This window comes from Syntrophobacterales bacterium (assembly GCA_019429105.1).
In the GTDB taxonomy this organism is placed as follows: Bacteria; Desulfobacterota; Syntrophia; order Syntrophales; family UBA5619; genus DYTH01.
The window spans coordinates 1-22,158 of record JAHYJE010000040.1 but is presented as its reverse complement, the minus strand read 5'-3'; the positions used below and the strand labels follow the sequence as shown (position 1 = coordinate 22,158).

The following is a 22,158-nucleotide window of genomic DNA, read 5'->3' as shown; positions in this document are numbered from 1 at the left end:
AAGCGGAATAATCACCCTCGCCTTGTCACGGCTGTAATAGACCAAGGCCATAGTCATCGGAATCAGGGAAACCCACGAACTGCGGGAGAGGGTAGCTCCCAGGGCAATCAGCATAAAAAGAAGCAGCATTCCCAGCGCAATCTTAATTCTTTTGGAGCCATAGTTCAAAAGCAGCCCTGAAACAATCGCCATCATCAGCACCAGGTACCCGCCCAGGGTGTTCGGCTCTCCTTCCGGACCCTCGAACGGGGCGGACACCCGACCGCCGGCAGGAATCTGGTAAATGGCAACCAGCGAGACAATGAAGCAAACTATCAAAAGCGCCGCCAGAAAACGCTCGACCTGCCTTTTTTCCCTGATCTGGCTGACGGCCATAAAAAAAACAATGAAATATTCAAAGTATTTCAACACAAAAAAGATGCCTGTCAGCCCCCTGACCCGGCCAAACATATAACCTGTCAGGGTCGCAACAAGGCAGACGGCGAAATAGTAGCCAATCGCCCTGTTTAGCCTGGTCCCCGGGAAAAGCCCCAGTTCCTTGTTGAGAGCCGTCTTGAAAAACCAGCTCAAACCGATGACAACCAGAAGAAAATCGTCAAACCGGAGCGTTACTCCGCCCCGGCCGCGTCCGGGCACCAGCTCCGCCCCGCCGGCAGTGAACTGCGGACCGAGCAGCATCGCAGCAATGAGTACATAGAGAGCCAGCTCCGTGTTAAAAAAACTGACAACGGCAAGCACCAGCCCCAATGTAACCGCGACCACCATGGTTGGCGGCGCCTTGGCGAACATCAGTCCCACCGCCGCCGTCACTCCGGTGATAAAGAACAGCAACACTACATTTTTCGCGTCAACATTCATTGGCTATTGCAGCGCTCCAACAAAAGACAAATTGCCGGCATTTAGTTGTTGGGGGAACGGCCCCGCTGCCGCTCCAGTGTCTGGTACTGCCTCTCTATATCAAGAGGACGGTAGAAGGGATCATGGTAATTGGCAAACTTTTCATACCAGACGGGGATGAAATGAACGAGCAGGCTCACTGCTATGGAAGCCGTAAAACATAACAAAATCCATAACAATGTCCGTTTGCGGGACTTCTTTTTAATAGCGCGCATAAAAGCACGGTCTATCGCATCCTTGCCTTCTTTACCATTCATCTTTTTATCCCAAAACTTTGCACTGCCGGGCGGACATGGCCCCCGGGGCGACCGATTAACGCAATAGCTGCCAGACTCCCAGGATAAGAAGGGAAACGGCCAGAATCAGCATTGCCACTTTGAGCCACAACCATTTATCTGTGCGGGGTTTTTCATCAATATGCAGTTCGTCGGCAATCGGTTCCTGCTTCTGGAAGTGCTTGGCCAGCCCGGTCAGCTTTTCCACCAGCCCCGCCGGCAGCAGGGATATTAATTGTCCCCAACGCCCCTTATGCTTATTTGTCTCGCTGTATCCGTAATAGTAATTATACTTGTCCCGATTCGTAAAATCGGGGCTTAATTCCGCCCGCATGCCGTTGAGCACTATCCCCAGCATCTGTGCCCTGACATGATCGAGCTGAGCCTTGGCTCGGCGAAGCGCGCCTCGGGCTACCTGGCCCACCTGATACACAAGCATTGCCACATCCGTCCTTGAACTCCAGACCGTTGCATCCGTAGCCGCCAATACCGGAGGGGCATCGACGATAACTATGTCGTAAGCCTCCCGCATCTGAGCCATTATCTCGACTACACCCTTCGCCCCGATCAGTTCGGCGGGATTGTCGACTCTTGTTCCGGAGGTCATAAGAAAAAGGTTTTCCAGCCCCGGGGTTTGCGTAACGCCATCTATTCCCATCTCGCCCATCATCATATCCGACATGGAGCGGACAACAGCCTGCCACTTGTAGTTGCCGAGAATAACGTCGGTAAAGCCCGGCTTTGAATCCACGCCGAAGGCCTTGGCCACAACCGGACGCCTAAAGTCTCCGTCGATCAGCAGCACCTTGTGGCCAAGCTGGGCCGTGGCAATGGCCATGTTGATGGCAACGCTGGTTTTGCCTTCTCCTTGATATGTACTTGTTATAACTACCGTTTTAGCTTCCTTCTCGCCCATCATGAAATTGAAGTTGGTGCGCAGCGCCCGGTAGTTTTCAGCGAGGGTGGAGGTCGGCATATAATGTGAAATAAGCTGGAAATGACGTCTGATCGTTTTTTCATCCATCGTGTCACTCATGCCGCTGGCAAGCCCCGTCATGCTGTCGTGGATATCCTCAAATTTGAGAAAAGGGATGATGCCCAGCACCCTTGTTCCCAGAAACTCCTCGATTTCTTCAACGGCGCCAATGGAAGTATCGAATGTTTCAATGAGAAACGCGAAAACTATGCCGAGAATTAGGCCGATAATCATCCCGAGAGAGACATTGGTTCCGATTTTCGTGGGATTGATCGGAATCCGCTGTTCCAGCGCCGGCTTGACAATCTTTACCTCTTCGAGCTTTTCCACCTCGGCGATCAGTGCATCCTGATAGCGCTTCTCGATCAGCGTATAAACCTCAAGCGCAATGGCTCTGTCCCTCTCCAAGCGCACCAACTCCAGGCCTATGCCCGGCGCCTGCTGGATCAGACCGCCGTATTCATTGATCTTTATTTGTAAAGCCGCCATATCTTTCCGCAAATTGCCGATCTCGGAGACAAGTTGAGTGCGCATCGACCGGACGATCTCGCCAATTTGACTCTTGATTTCAACGACGCGGGGGAATTTGTCCGTATAGCTCAGAAGCAGCATATCCCTCTGCAGCAGCAACTGCACCAACTGGTCGGCCAACGCCTTGTACCCGGCGGACATGCCCTCATAATAAAAGACCTTGTCGGAGCCGACAGGCGTATTTTCGGCACTGTTCAGCACGCTCAAGTTCAGGTTCGCTTGGTTGGAAAGCGCCTTTTTCTGTTCATAAAGATCGACCAGCCTGTCCTGCTGGCCCATCAGGGAAGCGGCGTTGGGATCCGCCACCAATCGTTGATGCCGCTCCCGGAAATTTTTGACCGCCTCTTCCGCGTTATGGAGTTTGTCCAGCAAAACGGTCCGCTGGCCCTCGATAAATTTTTTCTCCTCGATGGCCTTGCGGTTGATTTCCTGCGAATGCTGCCCTTTGTAAACCTGAACAACGGTGTTGGCGAGGTTCTTCGCAAACAGGGGATCATTGGACGTCACCGCTACCTCAATCAGATTGCTGATGCCATCCTGTTCCGTATCGACCTTGCCCCTCAAGTCCATAATGATATTTATATAGCGGGAATTATTGCGGATTGATTCGGAGGTTTCCCCTTCGGGAATCAAACTCAGCTTCTTGGCAACGAGTTCCATGATAAAATAACTTTTGATTACAGCCGCCTGAGTTTCCAGGTTGCTCATCGTAAACTGGGGATTTCCATAGCCCTGCTGATAGAAAGTCTGGGCTGGTTCAAATTTGATTGTGGCGCTTGTTTTATAGATCGGCGCCGGCTTTGTGAGGGTTGAAGAGATGAAGCTGAAGGTTGTCATTGCCAGAAAAGTAAAGATGATGATTACTTTTCTTTTGGTTATTATTCGCCAGTAATCCCTGAGGTTAAGGTCATAAACGGCCATATTGGTTTAATCTCCATTCAGGCTGGAATCCGGCAGCGGCGCCGTTCTTTGCAAACCACTATAAACTGATCAGTATCTCATCCAATCAGAATCTTTTTTCCACGCATCGCGATAGGCGGAAGGCGGAGAACCGGTCGTTAAAAACAGCATCAGCGGATTGATGTTGGCTATAAATTCGTTGATGTCGCCGATCAACATCCTCGGCACATAGACCAGATCACCATCCTGCAGTTTCAAGTTCTGCGACAAATCGCCCCGCTTGAGAATATCATCCAGATTGGCCGCCAGCACAAGAGGCTTGCCCTGGGTTTCCTCGTATCCCCGCACTATCTTGACATCGCTTCTGACGGCGACGGGCGTCGTACCGCCGGTAAGCGACATCGCGGTCAGCAGATCGTTTGCGTCCGTCAGACTGAAAACGCCGGGGCTGCTCACCTGGCCGAAAACATAGACCCTGCGGGCGAATGTCGGCTCTTCAGGAACCGTTATCATGTCGCCGTTATCGACAATGACGTTGTTGCTCATGTCCCCGCCGAAGAGGGCCTTGTAGAGGTTGAGGGTGTACCTTTTGCCCTTCCTGACAAGTTCGACCTTTCGGAGATCGCCGTTGCCGCCGTAATTACTGGCACTGGTCAGGGCCCCGCGTTGCGGAACCCCCGTTATCGGACCCCCTGCCATATTTATCATGTCGAGGACCGTCATCTTCCCCTTGAGCGGATATTTACCCGGCCCGGACATCCCCGTCCCCTGGAGATTGTTGATGCGCCCGAAAATGAGTGCATTTTTACTGTTATACTCCTTCACCAGCACATCAAGCCGCGGATTTCTTATATAATCCTTAATGCCGGCCAGCAGGATGGTGCGCACCTCGCTCGCCGTATGACCGGCAGCGGGAATGTCGTCCCCGAAGCTGTAGGAAATTTTCCCGTCGGGACGTACCGTTACATCGAACTTGGTCTGCATGAACCCCTCGGCTGAACCGATTGCCTGTTGACCGGTGGACGGAGAATATGAAGAAAAGGGCATCCAGTAGGTAAGCGTCAGCACATCTCCCGGCCCGATTGTGTACTCCGGCACGCCGTTCTTTTCAGTAAAGGCGCTGTTTTCCTCAATCTGCGTCAAGCGCAAAATATCTGACGCCTGCCCTTTGGCAAGCGCTGCGATCCGTTCCCGTTCCGCTGCCGGAGGGCGGTAATCCCGCACCGGTATCCCTGCCACAACCCCCACCGCTCCGCATCCGGCAACAAGACCAGCCAGCAGACAGACGAATGCGCTCAAAAGTGGAAAATTGCCGTGTCTGTTCAATCTGGCCTTTTCCTCCATCTTTCTCACCATAATATCACACCCAGTTGTAAAACCGCCGGCCTGTTAAAGATGACGCAAAATAAAAAATATATGCGAAAGGCCCTCCCATAGCCGCCGTAAATACCAGGAAGGGTTGAATTTTACACCCCTGGCATAACTTCTTTGCAGGAGGATATGGGGCGGCGGGAAAAATGTCCTGAATAAAAAGAGCCCCTTTGCCCGGATGCCTTTATTCATTGAAAGATATACAGGATAACTGCCCCCGCGCAAGCGACGATGATGGCGTTGAAGCCACAGAAAACTCCGTTCGCCATACGTCAGACGGGCAGGGCGCAGCGCCTGCAGTACCGACGCAGAAACAACAAGCGGCGTATAATGCCCGGCCGTCGCAAGACCCAAAAAAACAAGATTCTCTATCCTGAACCTCCCCGACTCCTGCACAACCATGTCCCAATTAAGACAGCGAGCCGTGCTTATTACATAAAAAATATCATAAATCAAGATAAGTCTGTTAAACGAATGGTTTATCCGCAACCCGTGTTCGCACAGATAGACGACCTGGTGTTCCGGACAGAGGATGAGGACATCCGCTTCTGCCAATCGGGCGGGAATCGCCATTTTCCACAGGCGCTCCAGGTCGATATTTTCAGAGAACATGTACGCCGGCACCGAGGTGTTGACCGGGTGCCAGTGAATATGGATGTTGGGAAACGATCCGTCTTTTTTCCGGTAATCGAGGCTGGCCAGATATCCCGGCGGGTTTTGGAGGGCCTCTTCCACTAAACTGTCGGCGGCCGCGTAGCCAAGCTCCGCAAGACAGCTATCAACCCTGTAAACATCCTCCTTGTGGACAAGGATATCGGCATCGGACATCCCCCGGGTCGCAAAACCCGGATAAGCCAGTTCGGCCAGGGCAATGCCTTTGAGGACGATAAAGGAAATGGTTTGCTCGTTAAATTTTTGAAATATCGGTTGCAGCGCGACCGTCGCAATCATGTTTCTCTTCAGATTGCCGTAATAAAGCTCCGCCAGTGACTGGTAAGCATCCTGCGGGATAAGCTCGGCAAGATTTCGCCTTTCAATGTAATAAAAAAAGAGAAAGGCCACCCCTTCTTCCACCAATAGATCAACAAAATCGCCCCAATTTCTCCTCTTGTCGATATCGGCGATAAGCGCCCTGACACTCTTTGACGCCCCGGAATCGGTCAGGGCGGCCAAAATGTTAACAACAATATTTTTTTGAATTCCGGGGTTCATATTGCCTTTGGATGAATGTCGTTTCCGGATGACGCTGAAAACCACCATCTCGCCTTTTGGGTCATCCGTAAAAAACGGTCAACCCTTCGCAGAGCGAGGTACATTGAACAAGATGGGGCAACATAACACATTACCCGCATCCGGCAAAGGCAAAACGGGGATGGCATCAGGATTGTCTCCGATAACGTTTGCCTCCTCAACCGTCTGGACAAAACAGGCCATTCTGGTGTATCTGAGGCGCCATGAAACAGCTTGTCAAACTTTTTCCTTTTCTGAGGCCGTACGCAAAGACCTCCCTGGCGGCGTTGGCCATGCTGACGGCGCTGGTTTTTTTTGACCTGGCAATCCCGCGCCTGCTTCAGCGCATTATCGATCAGGGAATCGGGGGGAAAAACCCCGGGATTATCCTGAAAACTGCGCTCCTCATGCTCGGAATTTCGCTGTTGAGCGCCCTGTTGACAATCGGCAACAACTACTTCTCTGTTCTGTCAGGCGAGGGGATGGCCTTCCGGCTGCGCGAGGCGCTGTTCGCGAAGATTCAAACCTTTTCGTTCGCCAACCTCGACGAGCAGAAGACCGGCCAGTTGCTGGTACGCATGACGAGCGACGCCGGCGCTCTCCAGCGCGTCGTGCTGATCACGCTCCGAATCGGCACACGCGCGCCGCTTTTGATGATCGGCAGCCTGTCGCTGATGATCAGCACCAACCCCGCGCTCGCCCTGACGATGCTGCCGCTGCTGATTATTACGTCCGCGATTATCATCCTCTTTACGACAAAAATGGAACCGCTCTTTAGCGTCGTGCAACGGCAATTAGACCGCCTCAACACCATCCTGCAGGAAAATATCTCGGGAATCCGGCTTGTTAAATCATTTGTCCGCGCCCCGCACGAGGAAAGGCGGTTTGAGGAGGCCAACGAGGCTTACACGGATCGTTCGGTGCGAACCCTGCGCATCATCTCCACCATGTCGCCGCTTTTGAAGTTGTGCATCAATGCCGGAATCGTGGTTGTCGTATGGGCAGGCGGCATCAGGTCGGTCGCAGGCGAGATGTCCGTGGGCGAGATCGTCGCCTTTACCAACTACCTGCTGACAACGATGATGCCGCTAATCATGCTGACGGTTCTTTCCAACGTCTGGGCGGGGGGCATCGCCTCGGCCAAGCGGATTGGCGAGGTGCTCGATACCGTACCCGCCGTCGGCGACCAGCCGGACGCGCTCACGCTGGCCGGACCGGTTGCGGGAAAACTGGTTTTGGAGGATGTTTCGTTTTGCTACAACAGCGGAAAAGCGGAACCTGATCGTCGCAAAGCCGGGATTGAAGATTGCTCCTCGGCACTGGATATCCACAAAACGAATGCCGGCTTTAATAAAAACGAACCGGCTCTCTCCGGCATAAACCTGATTATCGAGGCCGGGCAAAAGGTGGCGATCCTCGGCGCAACCGGCGCCGGCAAAACGACGCTGGTGAATCTGCTGCCGCGCCTCTACGATGTCTCCTCGGGCAGAATTCTGCTCGACGGGACGGATGTCCGTAAAATTCGGCAGGATTCACTGCTGGCGCAATTCGGGATTGTTCCGCAGGAAACCATTCTTTTTTCCGGCGCCATTCGGGATAATATCCGCTACGGCAATCCCCGGGCAAGCGACGAGGCAGTGGAAAAAGCCGCCCGGATCGCCCGGGCGCACGAATTTATTCTCAATCTTCCCGCAGGTTACGACACGCATGTGGAAGAGCGGGGCGTCAACCTCTCCGGGGGGCAGAAACAGCGGCTCGCACTCGCACGGGCGCTGTTGACCCGCCCGCCGATCCTGATTCTTGACGACAGCACCAGCTCCGTTGACGTAGAAACGGAGGCCAAAATTCATGCGGCGCTGGAGAGCAGCGACTACCACCCCACGACCATTATCGTCGCGCAGCGGATCAGCACCGTCTTGAAGGCGGACAAGATCGTGCTTCTGGAACAGGGACGTATCGCCGCCGCGGGCACGCACCCCGAGCTGATGCAGAAGAGCGCCATTTACCGGGAGATTTATCAATCCCAGCTTGGCAACGGCCTGGACCGGGACATGATGGACGCACAAAAAGCACCAGCGGGGGAACAATCATGAGAATCCCATATCAAACCCGGGCAACCGGAGGGACCCGCAGCGCTTTATCGAAATATGGGAGGGCTTTCCGAGGCAGAATTGAGCGGGCCCAGGACCCCCGTCACTCCCTGAGCAGGCTTTTTTCCTACCTGTCGCCTTACCGCGTCCAACTTATTATCGTCTGCGTCATTATCGTCATCTACACCATCCTCGGGCTGGTCGGGCCGTATCTTATGGGGGTTGCCATAGACAAGTTTATTGCCGTCAAAAAGCTCTCCGGCCTTAGGGGAATCGCTCTTTTGATGCTCCTGGCCTACCTCCTGGAAAACCTGTTTCATGGCCTCTCAGCCTGGATGATGGCCGAGATTTCGCAGCAGGCTTTAAAGAAACTGCGCAAGGAACTGTTTGCCCATTTGCAGCGGCTACCGCTTGGTTTTTTCGACAACAACCCGGCCGGCGAGCTGATGAGCCGCCTGACCAACGATATCGACGCCGTCAATCAGACGGTCTCCCAGAATTTCACCTCGCTTTTTGCCAGCGTCCTGTCGCTGGCCGGAATAATCATCGCGATGTTTGCGCTGAATTTCTGGCTGGCGCTGGTCTCCCTGCTGATCATCCCGATAATCCTCGTGTTTGCCAATTTTATTGCCCGCTATACGCGCCGGGGCTTCCGGAATTTACAAAAACATCTCGGGGAATTAAACGGGGTGATGGAGGAGGCGATCAGCGGTCAGAAAGTGGTAAAAACGTTTGGGCGGGGTGAAACGACGTTGGCGACTTTTCGCCAGAGCAACGAGGCGGTGTTTCATGCGGCTGTTTCGGCAAACGTCTATGCCATGCTGCTGATTCCTTTGACAGGCGTTCTCGGCAACTTCTTTATCATTGCACTTGCGGGCTTCGGCGGCTGGCTGGCGCTGGGAGGCCTGGTCAGCGTCGGCATTATCGCTACCTTCATCAACTACGCGCAGAACTTCATCAGCCCCTTGCGTCAGCTCGCCGGCATGTATAACTCGCTCCAGGCCGCTTTGGCCGGGGCCGAGCGGGTCTTCGAAATCATTGACACGCCGCCCGAAGCGGATGAGGCCGCGGGGGCCGCACCGCTTGGTTCGCTTACGGGGGATGTCGTCTTCGACGATGTAAGTTTTGGTTATAATAAGGGAAATAATATTATCAAGGGGATGACCTTCACCGCCATAAACGGGAAAACGCTGGCCCTGGCGGGGCCGACCGGCGCCGGCAAGACCACCATCATTAACCTCTTGACAAGATTCTACGAGGTGGATAAGGGTCGGATAACCATTGCCGGCAGGGACATCCGCACCATCGGCAAGGCCGATCTGCGCCGGCAACTGGGAATAGTGTCGCAGGATACCTTCCTTTTTTCCGGAACGGTGCTGGAAAATATCCGGTACGGTCGGCTTGCGGCAACCGACCAAGAGTGCATCGAAGCGGCAAGGCTTGCCGAGGCCGATCCCTTTATCCGTCAGCTTGCCAATGGTTACGATACCGGCCTCTCCGAGCGGGCCGGCAATCTAAGCCAGGGACAGCGGCAGCTTTTAGCGATCGCCCGGGCGATTCTTGCCAACCCGGCCATCCTGATTCTCGACGAGGCCACAAGCTCCGTTGATACCCGCACCGAGATCAGGATACAGACGGCGCTTTTGAGACTCATGCAGGGACGCACCAGTTTTGTGATCGCCCATCGCCTGAGCACCATCCGCGAAGCGTCCCAACTATTGGTGATCGACCAGGGAGAAATAGTGGAACGAGGAACGCATTCGGAACTGATTGGCAAACAGGGGCTGTACCACCGCCTCTATCTGAGCCAGTTTTATAATAAATAAAGGAGAATTTTCATGGCAATCGATCCCAACAAGGTTATTTACTCGATGATTGGAGTGGCAAAGTTCTACGACAACCGCCCGGTTTTGAAGGACATCTACCTGTCCTATTTCTACGGCGCGAAGATCGGGGTGCTGGGACTGAACGGCTCCGGCAAGAGTTCGCTGCTCCGGATCCTGGCCGGCGTCGATCACGATTTCAACGGAGAGACGATCCTGTCTGCCGGCTACACGGTCGGCTTGCTGGAGCAGGAGCCCCAGTTGGACAACACGAAAACGGTCCGCGCGGTGGTTGAGGAAGGCGTACAGGACACGGTAAATCTCGTCAATGAATACAACGAGATCAACGAAAAATTCGCCGAGCCGCTGTCCGATGAAGCGATGACCAAACTGCTCGACCGCCAGGCAACCGTGCAGGAGCGTCTGGACGCCCTCGATGCGTGGGACCTCGATTCCCGCCTCGAAATGGCGATGGACGCGCTGCGCTGCCCGCCCGGCGACACGCCGGTGCAACTGCTATCCGGCGGTGAGCGTAGGCGGGTCGCCCTCTGCCGCCTTTTACTGCAAAACCCGGACATCCTGCTCCTCGACGAGCCGACCAACCACCTCGACGCCGAATCCGTCGCCTGGCTGGAGCATCACCTGAATTCCTACGCCGGTACCGTCATCGCCGTCACCCACGACCGCTACTTCCTCGACAACGTGGCCGGCTGGATTCTCGAATTGGACCGCGGCCAGGGGATTCCCTGGAAGGGGAACTACTCCTCCTGGCTCGAGCAGAAGCAAAACCGCCTCCGCCTCGAGGAAAAGCAGGAAAGCGCCCGCCAGGAAACCCTCCAGCGGGAACTGGAGTGGATCCGCATGTCGCCGAAGGGTAGGCACGCAAAGTCCAGGGCCCGGATCAGCTCTTATGAAAACCTCCTCTCCCGGGAAACGGAGGAGCGGGCCAAGGAATTGCAGATCTACATTCCGCCAGGGCCGAGGCTGGGGAGGCTCGTCATCGAGGCCCAGGATGTGAAGAAATCCTTTGGAGAGCGGATACTTGTCGATAACATGACGTTTAACCTGCCGCCCGGCGGGATTGTCGGCATCATTGGGCCAAACGGCGCCGGCAAGACCACCCTCTTCAAGATGATCATCGGCCAGGAAACACCGGATTCCGGGACAATCCGGGTCGGCGAAACGGTCAAACTGGGATATGTCGATCAGAGCCGGGACATCCTCGATCCGGAAAAGACGATCTGGGAGACGATTTCAGAAAAACAGGAGGTTATTGTCCTTGGTGATCGCGAGGTAAATTCAAGGGCCTATGTGTCGCGGTTCAATTTTTCCGGGACCGACCAGCAGAAAAAGGTGGGCCGCATCTCCGGCGGCGAGCGGAACCGCGTCCATCTGGCAAGGATATTGAAGGAGGGTGCGAATGTCCTTTTGCTCGACGAACCGACGAACGACCTCGACGTCAATACAATGCGGGCCCTCGAAGAGGCGCTGGAGAATTTCGCCGGCTGCGCCGTTGTCATCAGCCACGACCGCTGGTTTCTCGACAGGATCGCGACACACATCCTCGCCTTCGAGGGGGACAGCGCCGTTGTCTGGTTCGAGGGAAACTATTCCGAGTACGAAGCGGACCGCAAGGCGCGCCTCGGCGCGGCGGCCAGCCAGCCCCACCGGATCAAGTATCGGCAACTGACGAGAATCTGACGCCACGGTGATTTTGTTCCCCCTGCACGCACTTAATTTTAAAAGAAGGCGGGGGCAATTGTCCCCGCCTTCTTTTTGCACAGGCTCTGTTCTTAGGGCGTGAGTGCCCACTTAAGGATTCCCAACCCCTCTAAAATCGGCTCCAGCCGGCGCTTGCTTAGCGCCCGATCCTCGTTGGAACGGGGCAGCTCAATGTTCAGCGTTCCCTTGAAGCCGGCCGCATGCAGTTGCTGGAAGATCGTCTTGAAGTCAATTTTGCCTTCGCCGACGGGCAGGTGGCGGTCGAGGATCATGTCGTTGTCGCTGACGTGAGTGCTGACGATCCGGCCCGGAAAGGCGTCAATGAAGGATTTCGGACCACCGGGCAGCAGACTCGCGTGGGCGATATCCAGCGTGAGCCCGAAGTACTTCGAGGGAATGGCATCCAACACCCGCGACAGTTCCTCAATAGTTACGCCAAGATATACAATCTCCGACTCTTCATGGACCTTATTCATGTTCTCAATCCCGATCGGCAGGCGGTACTTTTCGGCCAGTTCCACCACTGGCTCGTAGGTCTTGGTCAGGCACTCGAAGACGTAGTCCCGAAAGAGGCTGAAGTGATAGCCGAAATGGAGCACTACGTATTCGGCCTCGAGCTGGTGGGCCAGCTCCACGTAAGCCAGAAGGTGCTGGACCACCGCCTTGCGCACGGTGGGTTCGATCTCGGCGGCATTGACGAAGGAGGCCGAATGGAGGCCGTAGCGGACGTCCGCCTGGTCGCGGAGCCGCTTGATGCCGTCGATCCGCGCCGGCGTCCACTTATCAAGAAAGTTATTGGGGTTGTTGCAGCTCAGCTCCATCCAGGGAAAACCGTTCGCCTTGGCGAAGGGGAAATATTCCTCGAGGGGTTCCGGTCCGGCATTAAAACACAGTTTCATCTCTTACCTCCCAGTTATTGAATTCAACGATCGAATCAGTATCGATCACTTTTTTGCCGGGCTCGCAGCTCCGGCCTTTTCCGCGACAGCCTGGTCAAGCGCCGCGAGCGTCTCCGCAAGCGTGGCGGGCAGCTCGCCGCCGAAACGCTCCCGCAAACCGAGGCTGTCGCACCACAGGAGTGTTTCCCTGGCCGCCCGGGACATCCCGGCGGGCGCCCCCAGGGCCTCCAGGGAGGCTGCCACCTCTTCCATTTCATGGGCCATCCGCCCGGCGTTGACTATCCCCTTGGTCATCTGCTGGCGGGCCGTTTCCCGGAAGGGAACACCGTCCAGGGACTCGGCGAGGGAAGCCAACACCGTCTCATCCACCCCGTAACGGTGGGCGACGGGGAGCATCTCCAGAAACAGGGAAAGCAGCCCCTTCGTAAAGATGCTGCGCAAGAGCTTGATTGCCGAGGCCTCGCCCGGTTTTGGGCCGATGACCCGGATATTCATCCCGTAGGGGGTAAGTCTCTCCCTGAACAGCTCAGCCCCGGCGCCCGAGGCCAGGATCGGCACCCGGTGAAGAAAGGTGGGGATCGCCCCCATCATCGCCGCATCGACAAAGAGCGCGCCCGTGGGCTCCACTACGGCGGCCGCGGCCTCCATGACCTCCGGGGCGGCGGTGTTGACATCAACGTAGAGATGCGAGGGGCCGAGAAACGGGGCCAGCTCCCGGGCAATGGAAACCGCCATCGCCCCGGTGACGCAGGAAAAGAGGATGTCGGTCCGGGCGGCCAGCTCCCCGGCGCTTTTTTCAGCTATGGCGCCGATCTCGGCGGCGTGACGGCCGATAACCTCGGCGTAGGGGGGAGTCGCCTGCATCCGGTCATAATACAAAACCTCGGCCAGGCCTGCCTGAAGCAGACCTTTGGCCAATCCATAACCAGCCCCTCCGAAACCGATAAATCCCAGCTTCATTGTTTTTTCCTCCTTTTTCACCAGCGGTCCACCGTATAGAGTGGCAGCTTCTCCCGGAGCAACTCCGCGGAACGATAAGGGTTGAATATCCCGCAGGTGCAGGGTTCGGCCATGATAACGCTTCCGTCCCACTCACTGATCTTCCCGGTCTTGACCCGGCGGATCATGTCCTTGACCAGATGGGGCGAGACCACGCCGTGGCCGCACATCGTCGTGAACTCCCGGATATCGGCCGGCGCCAGGCGATCTGTCCGCCCGTGGATGCCGAGCGACAGGTTGACCATGTGCGGGGTTATGCCCAGCTCCGCGGCGATCTGGCGGACGTCGTCGATGATCCCGCTGACCATGATGGAAATCCCCTCATCGGCCTCTTTGATCAGGGCCAGCGCCTGCTTGAGCTTCTCCCGGTCGTTGAAGACGGAATACACGCGCGTCCCCTCGACGGTGATGCTCTCGAGGATCTCTTCGTTTGTAACCCCGCTGTACATGTTGCGGCGCAGCGACGTCGGAATCATGTTGACAGGGCCGGCCTGATAGAGCAACTCGACATTGTGGCGAATCTTCGGGGCGCTCCCCTTGTAGTTGAATCCCCTCGCCGGGTAGATGAACAGGACATAGTCCTTGGCCAGCGATTCCAGACTTCCTTCCCTGTGCAAACTGTGCGTCATGATCCCATCCTTATTCCCAGGCCCGTCCGAGGCCCATGTTGATTTTGGCGTTCGGCCGCCAGGTTAACCCCTCTGCCCGGATGCTGTCGAGGACCTCCTCCGGAATGGCGAGCCCCTGATCGACGATCGTGCAGGCGTCGATGCAAAAGACGCTGTCCACCTCTTTGGCAACCTCGAGAAGCGTCCGGAGGATGCCGCGCAGCTCGTCCCTTTTCACCTTGATCTCGATGATGGCGGAAAGCACCCGCTCGCCGAGCAGCTCCGGCTTCAGCTCTCCCGTCGCCTCGTTGGCAATCATGGAGTGGATCGGGTTATGGGCCTCGATCTTGTGGACGCCGGCGCGGGCGATCGCCCGGGTAATCCGCTGGATGTCGAGAAGCGACATGCCGAGCGTCGGCCGGCCGATCTCGATCGCGACGCCCACCTCGCCGGGACCGACGCGATGGGTCACATCGTTGGTCTTGGACTCCTCTGTTCCGCGGCCCTGGATGCCGGTGGCCGCATGCGTGGCGCTGGGGTCGCTGAAGTAGCGGCGCAGCGCCCGCGGGTAGTCATAGACATTGGGCGATTCGGCAATCGCGTCCACGGGGCAGTGGGCGGCGCGCAGACAGGTGCTGCATTCGTAGCAGATATCCTGTTCGATGCGGCTCTTAAGACCGTCATAGCGAATCGCGCCGGTGGGACAGTAGGGCTGACAACGGCCGCAGCCCACACATATTTCTTCGTGAATAATCATAGACTTGACCTCTTGGGTGACAAAATCAGGGCCGCCCTGCGACCTGTTTGTTCCGGAAAACGGATGACGTTTTCCGTCCGCGGCCGGATGAGCCCGGCCTCCCGGGCGGTGAGCTGCCGTTGGGAGTTGATCAGTGCGTGAATTGTTCCGGCGGCGGTGATATCGCCGATCAGCGCGCCCCCGACCGCCCTTCCCGCGACGAGGAAAAGCTCCCTCCGGACAAAGGCGTCCGCTCTTGCATGGGAGATCACCTCCGCCCCGGAAACCGGGGGGCCGAGGATCACCATAGCCAGACCGTGCAGATCCATCGCGTTGATCCGCGTCATATCCCGGTGCGGCGTGGGCACGGCCCGATAGAGATTCTCGGCCGCCAACCGCCCCTGGGAAACCGCCTGCGGCCAGGTATTGGGACTGATCTTCTCTCCCCGGGAGGAGATGACGGCAACGTCCCCTGCGGCAAAGATCCGCGGATCGCTCGTCTGCAACCCTGGAGAAACGATGAGTTTCCCGTCCGTGAGCAATCCCGTTCCTTCCAAAAAAGAGGTGTCGGGCGCCGTGCCCGTCGCCACAAGCAGGGTATTGCAGGAAAGCCAGCGCCCGCCTACCTTCAGCGCGTCAATCGCCCCCCCGCTGGCGCTGATTTCCTCCAGGGGGGCGTTGACGCAAATCTCGATTCCCAGCCCGCGGAGATGCGCCTCTATGACCTCCGTGGACTCCGGCGAGAGGGCGCGCAGCAGGATATGACCCCGCCTTACGACCAGGGCGACAGCGAGGCCCGCCTGGCGGAGATGGACTGCCGTTTTAACCCCGACGAGGGAACCCCCGAGGACGACGACTTGCCGATGATCCGTAAGCCAAGCCTTGGCCCTGCGGGCGTTGGTCAGATCCCGGATAGGGAAGATCCCGTGGCAGGGTGGACCGGCCAGGATACCGGGCAGATAAGGATCTCCGCCGTGAGCGAGGATCAGGCGGTCGTAGCCAAGCGTCTCTCCTCCCTCCAGCGTCAGACTGCGGGAGTCACAATCCACTGTTTTCACGCGGACGCCGGTCCGTACCGTCAGGAGCGGATCATTATTCCCTGTCGGGAAGAATAACCTCTCCTCCGGTAGCGCCCCAACCATGAACTGGGGGAGCAGGGTCCGATAGTAACCGGTCTCTTTTTCGGCGTCGATCAGGGTTACGGCCTGGTCGGGCCGGAGCATCCGGCAGGTCATGGCGGCCTGAAAACCGGCGCGGCCGCCGCCAACGATAATACATGTCATCTGATTGCTCCTTTTTGGGTCCTTCCGCATCTTAAGACCGGAGAAACCAGTCCAGCACCTCGTCCGGCCGGAGCGGGTGGTCGAAATGGCCCAGGATGCCGCCCGCGCCGGCCAGGTTTTCGCAAAGCAGGGCACGGACCTTTTCGCTTCCCCAAAGGGGCAGGGGTGTGGCGATCAGAACCTTGAGACCGAGCGCGGCCAGTCCCAGCGCCACGGTGAATTCCCGGCTGTTCCGGAGCCCCGTGAAACAGATCCCCCTCAGCGAGGAAAGCCGCCCCGCCTCCGCCAGAGCACGAACCGCGGCCATGGGGCCTTCCTGCGCGTCCAGGACGCCGACGGGAAGTTCCTGCTTCATCATCCAGAGGGCCGCATCGCCCCAGGAGGCGACGGCGTGGTCCTCGGCCCGGAGCGCCTTGGCCAGTTCCGTGGGAAGGTGACCCAGCGATTGCAGCAGGGTGTCGGCCCCGCCGATCAGCGCAATCCTCGCCGCTCCGCTGTTCTTGAGGGCAGACAAAATCTCCTTGTCCCCGAGGGCTGCCTGCCCCGCCGCGATCAGGGCTGCAGCGGGGGCAAAGGCGGCGGGGGGACGGCGGTCAAAGGCCTCGCGGGCGCGTTTCAAGATTTCCGCTGTCCCGGTGCTGTTCGCAGCAAAGATGATGGCAACATTCATCTTTTCACAAAGGGAAAGAACCCCCGGGTCGGTCCCTTCCCCGGCCAGGAGGAGGTTAAGTTTTCCCGAACTGATAACGGACTCCGCCTCGCCGGTGGTACAGACAATGGGAAGAAAGTTCGCTCCGCCGGGAATCCAGTCGCCCAGGGAAACCAGCCGGACTTCGGGATTGTTCGTGCCCGCTGTTTCCTTCAGCAGCGCCTCGACGGCGGTCTGCGGAATCCGTCCGGCGACCCCGACCCGGATTGCCTCACCCGCGAGCAGACCGTATCCGACCTGGACGGCCCTAATGGCGGGTTCGATTTTCTCCTGACCGTGCAGGCCGACCCCAAGCAGCCCCAGGCGAATGGCCTGACGGATCAGGGTCTCAGGCGCGGCGGAAGGCCGGGCCAGCATCCGTACGCTTGCGAGTATCTCCGCGAACGAGAGGGGTTGGTTGCCCGTTTCTGGGAACACCTTGCCGCAAGGTGTCCCCACCGCAGCCGCCCTGGACGCGAGAGACGCAGGAAAAGCGATTTCGGCGCTGTCCGGGTGCAGGGCCATCGTCTCCAGGGCGCCCTGGAGGCTCAAGCGAAGCAGAAAAGCGGCAACCATCCCGTCACGCTCCAGACCGCAGAGGCCGCTCTGCGTCCCGCGCCCGTAAGGATCGATCCGGCAGGGGCCCTGCATGCAGCCGTAAGGGCAGCTAAGACCGAGGCGGAGGAAACCGTCCTGCGGCTGCTGTTTTTCATATCGTTCCCAGTTGAGACCAATTCCCCTCCGGGATGCGTCGCGCAGAAGCTCCTGGCTTATTGGGTCCACCGTCTTGAAATGAATCGTTTCCATAAGTTATTAAACTCCTGACTGATTGGTTATGGGGCTGATGATTTTATCTTCCGATATCCAGGATGCGGATCCCTTCGCGACCCACCCCCGCCAGCGCCTTTGTTGTGTTCTGTCTTTTCTCCCCGAGGAGCTCTTCAATCTCGTCGAGTTCCATTACCTCCAGCGCCTGCGTCGGACAGACATCCACACAGACCGGCTTTTCCATGTAGAGACAGCGGTCGCACTTGACGGCGATCTTCCGCTCGCAGGAGGGATAGATGACGCCGTAGGGGCAAAAGGCGGTACAGGTCCAGCAGCCGATGCAGCGCTCCTCTTGAATGATCACCATGCCGCTCTTTTCGTCCCGGTGGAGGGCGCCGGTAAGACAGGCATCCAGACAGGGCGCCTGGAGGCAATGGCGGCACTGGAGCGGAAAGGCGCCGCCCGGTCCTCCCTCGACGCGGACTCGGGGCCGGGGGACAGGGGTTTCCTGAACGGCGGCAAGCAGGGTCTTCCCCTCGCTGCCCCGTTCCGCCCCGCAGTACAGCTCACAGGTCTTGCAACCCAGGCAGCGGTCCATATAAACTCCGATCACTTTCATGCAATACTCCTGACTTTGAATTTAAAATTCCCGATCCTCGGCCGGTCACTCTTTCTGTCCGTTGCCCTCCTCATGCCGCCGCCGTTTTTCCTTTGTTGTATTTTTCCCAGAGGATGCGGAACAGCGGGGCGAAGAGCGAGAGGATCGCGAAGACCGAGAGGACCGCGGAGATCGGACGGGTGAAGAAGATCCCGACGTTGCCGTGGGAGATCGTCAGCGACTGCCGCAGTGACATCTCCACCATGGGACCCAGCACGAGCGCCAGGACCATCGGCGCGGCCGGGTATTTCATCTTGCGCATGACGTATCCGATTCCGCCGAAGGCAATCATGATCCACACGTCGAATATGTTGTTGTCCGTCGCAAAGACGCCGACGGCGGAGATCGTGATGATCAGCGGCATCAGGATCTTGTAGGGGACCTTCAGAAGACGGACCCAGAGGCCGATCATCGGCATGTTCTGGATGATCAGCATGATGTTGCCGATGTACATGCTGGCGATCAGACCCCAGACGAATTCCGGGTTCGAGGAGAAGAGCAGGGGACCCGGACGCATCCCGTGGATCAGCAGGGCGCCCAGAAGGACCGCCGTCGTTCCCGAACCGGGGATGCCCAGCGTAAGGAGCGATACCATTGCGCCGCCCGCCGCCGCGTTGTTTGCGGACTCCGGTGCGGCCACCCCTTCGAGCACGCCCTTTCCGAACTTCTCCGGGTGTTTGCTGAACTTCTTGGCCGCCGCATAGGACATGAAGGAGGCGATCGTTGCCCCGGCGCCGGGCAGGATTCCGATGAAAAACCCGATGAAGGAGCCCCGAATGACGGTCTTCCAGGAGTTCTTCCAGTCCTGGAGGTTCGGGAAGAGGGTCCGGATGCGCAGCTTCGTCTTGGAGACCATCGTTTCGATCGGCGATTCCATGTTCTCCAGGATCTCGGAGAGGGCGAAGAGACCGACCGCCATTCCGATGAAGCCGATGCCGTCGAGCATGTTCATGCTGTCGAAGGTGAAGCGGGCCACGCCGCTTTGCGCGTCGATCCCGATGCAGGCCACCAGAAGCCCCAGGATGCCGCTGATGAGTCCCTTCAGCGGGGAGTCGCCCCCCAGCGAGGTCACCAGGGTCAGCCCCATGAAGGTGAGGGCGAAATATTCCGGCGGGCCGAAGGAGACCGCAAATCTGGCCAGCGGCGGGGCGAGGAAGGTAAGCAGCGCAATCGCGAAGGTGCCCCCGATGAAGGAGGACATCGCCGCCATCCCGAGTGCGGGACCGGGCCGTCCGTTCTTGGCGAGCTGGTGGCCGTCAATGCAGGTCATCACCGACGCCGATTCGCCCGGCACGTTCAGCAGGATCGAGGTGGTCGCTCCGCCGAACATCGCCCCGTAGTAGACCCCGGCCATCGTGATAATCGCGGTGGTCGGATTCATCCCGAAGGTGATCGGAATCAGGATCGCCACGCCCGTCGTCGGGCCAATTCCCGGCAATACCCCGATCAGAGTTCCGAAGAGTGTTCCCATGAAACAGAAGAATAGGTTCTGCCACGAGCTCGCGACCTGAAACCCCATGATCAAATTGTTGAAGATTTCCAAGGTATGACCTCCAAATCCCTAAAAGCCGAACATGTTTCTGGGAAGTGAGATTCCCAGCAGAACCTGGAAGACGATGTAGAGGCAGGCCGTCGTCGCGACGGCGATCAGGAGCGCCACCCACCAGCGCTCCCGCTGGACGACCTTCATCAGGTACATCACGAAGATGACGGTGTTTAAAACGAACCCCATCGTCTCCATCAGCAACGTGAAGAGAACCAACCCCCCCAGCACCTTGGTCACGGCGATGAGGGCCTGCCTGGCCGGGAACGGGGAGCCGTCGTCGGCATCCTTCGGCCGCAGGGACGCCCCGACGACGAGAATCAGGGAGAGTCCGGCCAGGATGATCCCCAGCCAGAAGGGGAAAAAGCCGCTCCCCGGCCCGAAGGTTGCCGACGGCGGCATCATCCGTGCTTCGTTGATGACATATCCCGCCAGGACCAGCAGGACAACACCGGTAATCAGATCCGCTTTCTTCATCGAATGATTGCCTTTCTAACGGGTCTCCAGTAAAAGCGGGGACGCAGCGCGATGCGCCCCCGCTTTGATTTGCTTGCCGGAATAAACCGACCGTTTTCCCGACTGTTTTGATGAACCTGTCGTTATTTCTTTTTGATCAGCCCCATATCCGTAAGGACGGTCTTGTATCTGGCGTTTTCTTTCTCAAGAAACGACCCGAACTCGGCGCCGTCCATCCAAGCCTCGGAGAGCATGTTTTCCGCTACATACTTTTTGAAGATATCCGTTTTTGTGTAGTTGAAAAGCGCGGTTTCCAGAACCTTGCGGGCGTCCGCCGGAATATCGGCCGGGGCGACCAGACCCCGGTTCTGCACATACGTGGCGTCGATCCCCTGCTCCTTCATCGTCGGGACCTCGGGGGCGCCGGCGAGCCGCTTCTCGGCGAAGACACCGAGGAGTCTGACCTTGCCCGCTTTATAGAGTTCGAGGGCCTCGCCGGGGTTGGCGACACCAAGGTCAACGTGTCCGCCGAGGATCGCCGCGTTGACCTCGCCGCCGCTGTTGAAGACGATGTAGTTGAGCTGGACGCCCGCCGCCTTCTCGATCAGGTAGGAACAGATGGAGTCCGATGAGCCCAGCTGCGTTCCGCCCACGGTAATCTTCTTCGGGTTGGCCTTCGCGTCAGCGACGATCTCCTTCATCGATTTGTACTTGGACTCGGTCCTGACCATCAGCATGTACTCGTCGAAGGCGAAATTGGCGATCGGAGTGAAATCCTTCAGCCCGACGGGGGCTTTCCCTCTCAGCGGGGTGGTCAGGAAGCTCGTGACCGCGGTCAGCATGTAATAAGGATCCTTCTTCTTGTTGGCCACATAGGCGAAGGCGATGGCGCCGCTTCCACCGGGCTTGTTCTCGACGACCAGCGGTTTGGGGAGGAGCTTCTCCTTTTCGATGGCCGCGGCCAGGGTGCGGGCGAAGATGTCGCTTCCGCCTCCGGCGCCGGCATGGACAATCAGGGTAACGGGTTTTTCCGGATATCCGGCGCCCAGCGCACTTCCCGCTCCAACGGCGAAAAACAGCGCCACCAAAAACAATACTGACAGTCTGGACAGGGTTTTCATTCTATACCTCCATGATGGTTCCGGAACACCGGCAGTCTCCCAAAAAAACCGCCGCGGCCGGACTTAGAAATTAATGACATCCTAAACCTACACCAGCTTCGTTCAGCGAATATTGCCGCGATCACCCCCTTTGTTTTCTTCACGCAACACCGGGTTGACGGACTGTTCGTGACTGCTCTCGTCGTTTTGATTATAGATCTGCTCAATCTGAATGTCGTAATGGATTTTTAGCTCCCGGGCCGCCCCCTCCGCATCCCGCGCAACGATCGCCTTCAATATCCGGTCATGGATGTCGAGCATCAACTCGATTCGAGAGGGATCCTTGAGGAAGTAATCCCGCCGCATCTTGATCCAGAGGGGTTGAATGGCCATGTCGAGAAGCTTTTCCGTAATCGCTTCGATAAGCCGGTTTTTCGTGGCGCGGGCGATGGCCAGATGGTACTCCTTCCCGTAGCGAAGGTACTCCTCCAGATCGCCGCGGCGTCCCCGTTCGCACTTTTCTTCCCATGCCTTTTGAATCGCGAGCAAATCGGCATCCGTCGCAACCTTAATGGTAAGTTGCACCGCGCCGATCTCCAGCGCCT

The 22,158-nt window shown here is 57.6% G+C and carries 19 protein-coding genes; 3 read left to right on the top strand and 16 right to left on the bottom strand.

The genetic code is table 11. The annotated features are described in order from the left end of the window. The 5 genes from K0B01_12260 to K0B01_12240 form a co-directional block, all read right to left on the bottom strand. Window positions 1-858 (bottom strand): hypothetical protein (locus K0B01_12260; GenBank protein ID MBW6486911.1); only part of this gene is annotated, 858 nt, incomplete at its 3' end. Between the two features lie 41 nt (window positions 859-899). Next, a complete protein-coding gene (locus K0B01_12255) occupies window positions 900-1,154 on the bottom strand; it encodes a hypothetical protein (protein MBW6486910.1) in 255 nt (84 codons plus the stop codon). A gap of 55 nt (window positions 1,155-1,209) precedes the next feature. Then, window positions 1,210-3,600, bottom strand: coding sequence for a polysaccharide biosynthesis tyrosine autokinase (locus K0B01_12250; GenBank protein ID MBW6486909.1), 2,391 nt, complete (start codon window positions 3,598-3,600; stop codon window positions 1,210-1,212). 69 nt (window positions 3,601-3,669) lie between these two features. After that, on the bottom strand, window positions 3,670-4,935 hold the full coding sequence (locus K0B01_12245; GenBank protein ID MBW6486908.1) for a polysaccharide export protein: 1,266 nt from the start codon (window positions 4,933-4,935) through the stop codon (window positions 3,670-3,672). A 33-nt stretch (window positions 4,936-4,968) separates the two neighbouring features. Further along, window positions 4,969-6,210, bottom strand: a complete 1,242-nt coding sequence (locus tag K0B01_12240) for a nucleotidyltransferase family protein (protein MBW6486907.1) — start codon at window positions 6,208-6,210, stop codon at window positions 4,969-4,971. Window positions 6,211-6,404: 194 nt separating this feature from the next. Between K0B01_12240 and K0B01_12235 the strand changes: the two genes are divergently transcribed. The 3 genes from K0B01_12235 to ettA are packed head-to-tail and all read left to right on the top strand — an operon-like array spanning window position 6,405 to window position 11,794. Continuing rightward, window positions 6,405-8,273, top strand: a complete 1,869-nt coding sequence (locus K0B01_12235; GenBank protein MBW6486906.1) for an ABC transporter ATP-binding protein/permease — start codon at window positions 6,405-6,407, stop codon at window positions 8,271-8,273. After that, window positions 8,270-10,096: an ABC transporter ATP-binding protein/permease gene (locus K0B01_12230; protein ID MBW6486905.1), complete on the top strand. Its 1,827-nt coding sequence runs from the start codon at window positions 8,270-8,272 to the stop codon at window positions 10,094-10,096. The genes K0B01_12235 and K0B01_12230 overlap by 4 nt, the downstream gene beginning before the upstream one ends. 12 nt (window positions 10,097-10,108) lie before the next feature. Next, window positions 10,109-11,794, top strand: coding sequence for an energy-dependent translational throttle protein EttA (ettA, locus tag K0B01_12225; GenBank protein ID MBW6486904.1), 1,686 nt, complete (start codon window positions 10,109-10,111; stop codon window positions 11,792-11,794). 92 nt (window positions 11,795-11,886) lie between these two features. Here the strand turns inward: ettA and K0B01_12220 are convergent, their stop codons facing one another. The 11 genes from K0B01_12220 to K0B01_12170 form a co-directional block, all read right to left on the bottom strand. Beyond that, complete coding sequence (locus tag K0B01_12220; protein MBW6486903.1) at window positions 11,887-12,714, bottom strand: sugar phosphate isomerase/epimerase; 828 nt, start codon at window positions 12,712-12,714, stop codon at window positions 11,887-11,889. Window positions 12,715-12,759: 45 nt separating this feature from the next. After that, window positions 12,760-13,674: a DUF1932 domain-containing protein gene (locus tag K0B01_12215; protein ID MBW6486902.1), complete on the bottom strand. Its 915-nt coding sequence runs from the start codon at window positions 13,672-13,674 to the stop codon at window positions 12,760-12,762. A gap of 17 nt (window positions 13,675-13,691) precedes the next feature. Further along, complete coding sequence (locus K0B01_12210) at window positions 13,692-14,342, bottom strand: hypothetical protein (GenBank protein MBW6486901.1); 651 nt, start codon at window positions 14,340-14,342, stop codon at window positions 13,692-13,694. A 10-nt stretch (window positions 14,343-14,352) separates the two neighbouring features. After that, window positions 14,353-15,078: a 4Fe-4S binding protein gene (locus K0B01_12205; GenBank protein MBW6486900.1), complete on the bottom strand. Its 726-nt coding sequence runs from the start codon at window positions 15,076-15,078 to the stop codon at window positions 14,353-14,355. Further along, entirely contained in the window at window positions 15,075-16,340 is a 1,266-nt protein-coding gene (locus K0B01_12200) for an NAD(P)/FAD-dependent oxidoreductase (GenBank protein MBW6486899.1), read from the bottom strand. Before K0B01_12200 ends, K0B01_12205 begins: the two co-directional genes overlap by 4 nt. A gap of 31 nt (window positions 16,341-16,371) precedes the next feature. Then, window positions 16,372-17,835: a hypothetical protein gene (locus K0B01_12195; protein MBW6486898.1), complete on the bottom strand. Its 1,464-nt coding sequence runs from the start codon at window positions 17,833-17,835 to the stop codon at window positions 16,372-16,374. Window positions 17,836-17,878: 43 nt separating this feature from the next. After that, complete coding sequence (locus tag K0B01_12190; GenBank protein MBW6486897.1) at window positions 17,879-18,415, bottom strand: 4Fe-4S dicluster domain-containing protein; 537 nt, start codon at window positions 18,413-18,415, stop codon at window positions 17,879-17,881. Window positions 18,416-18,485: 70 nt separating this feature from the next. Then, window positions 18,486-19,925, bottom strand: coding sequence for a tripartite tricarboxylate transporter permease (locus K0B01_12185; GenBank protein ID MBW6486896.1), 1,440 nt, complete (start codon window positions 19,923-19,925; stop codon window positions 18,486-18,488). Between the two features lie 90 nt (window positions 19,926-20,015). Further along, on the bottom strand, window positions 20,016-20,474 hold the full coding sequence (locus K0B01_12180) for a tripartite tricarboxylate transporter TctB family protein (protein ID MBW6486895.1): 459 nt from the start codon (window positions 20,472-20,474) through the stop codon (window positions 20,016-20,018). A gap of 122 nt (window positions 20,475-20,596) precedes the next feature. Continuing rightward, window positions 20,597-21,574, bottom strand: coding sequence for a tripartite tricarboxylate transporter substrate binding protein (locus K0B01_12175; protein MBW6486894.1), 978 nt, complete (start codon window positions 21,572-21,574; stop codon window positions 20,597-20,599). Between the two features lie 102 nt (window positions 21,575-21,676). Next, a partial coding sequence (locus tag K0B01_12170) for an FCD domain-containing protein (protein MBW6486893.1) occupies window positions 21,677-22,158 on the bottom strand: 482 nt, incomplete at its 5' end.

Coding starts and splice junctions, on each gene's coding strand:
- K0B01_12220 (MBW6486903.1), bottom strand. CDS start 12,714: ATGAAACTGTGTTTTAATGCCGGACCGGAACCCCTCGAGGAATATTTC.
- K0B01_12235 (MBW6486906.1), top strand. CDS start 6,405: ATGAAACAGCTTGTCAAACTTTTTCCTTTTCTGAGGCCGTACGCAAAG.
- K0B01_12175 (MBW6486894.1), bottom strand. CDS start 21,574: ATGAAAACCCTGTCCAGACTGTCAGTATTGTTTTTGGTGGCGCTGTTT.
- ettA (MBW6486904.1), top strand. CDS start 10,109: ATGGCAATCGATCCCAACAAGGTTATTTACTCGATGATTGGAGTGGCA.
- K0B01_12240 (MBW6486907.1), bottom strand. CDS start 6,210: ATGGTGGTTTTCAGCGTCATCCGGAAACGACATTCATCCAAAGGCAAT.
- K0B01_12215 (MBW6486902.1), bottom strand. CDS start 13,674: ATGAAGCTGGGATTTATCGGTTTCGGAGGGGCTGGTTATGGATTGGCC.
- K0B01_12245 (MBW6486908.1), bottom strand. CDS start 4,935: ATGGTGAGAAAGATGGAGGAAAAGGCCAGATTGAACAGACACGGCAAT.
- K0B01_12255 (MBW6486910.1), bottom strand. CDS start 1,154: ATGAATGGTAAAGAAGGCAAGGATGCGATAGACCGTGCTTTTATGCGC.
- K0B01_12180 (MBW6486895.1), bottom strand. CDS start 20,474: ATGAAGAAAGCGGATCTGATTACCGGTGTTGTCCTGCTGGTCCTGGCG.
- K0B01_12210 (MBW6486901.1), bottom strand. CDS start 14,342: ATGACGCACAGTTTGCACAGGGAAGGAAGTCTGGAATCGCTGGCCAAG.
- K0B01_12190 (MBW6486897.1), bottom strand. CDS start 18,415: ATGAAAGTGATCGGAGTTTATATGGACCGCTGCCTGGGTTGCAAGACC.
- K0B01_12195 (MBW6486898.1), bottom strand. CDS start 17,835: ATGGAAACGATTCATTTCAAGACGGTGGACCCAATAAGCCAGGAGCTT.
- K0B01_12200 (MBW6486899.1), bottom strand. CDS start 16,340: ATGACATGTATTATCGTTGGCGGCGGCCGCGCCGGTTTTCAGGCCGCC.
- K0B01_12185 (MBW6486896.1), bottom strand. CDS start 19,925: ATGGGAACACTCTTCGGAACTCTGATCGGGGTATTGCCGGGAATTGGC.
- K0B01_12205 (MBW6486900.1), bottom strand. CDS start 15,078: ATGATTATTCACGAAGAAATATGTGTGGGCTGCGGCCGTTGTCAGCCC.
- K0B01_12230 (MBW6486905.1), top strand. CDS start 8,270: ATGAGAATCCCATATCAAACCCGGGCAACCGGAGGGACCCGCAGCGCT.
- K0B01_12250 (MBW6486909.1), bottom strand. CDS start 3,600: ATGGCCGTTTATGACCTTAACCTCAGGGATTACTGGCGAATAATAACC.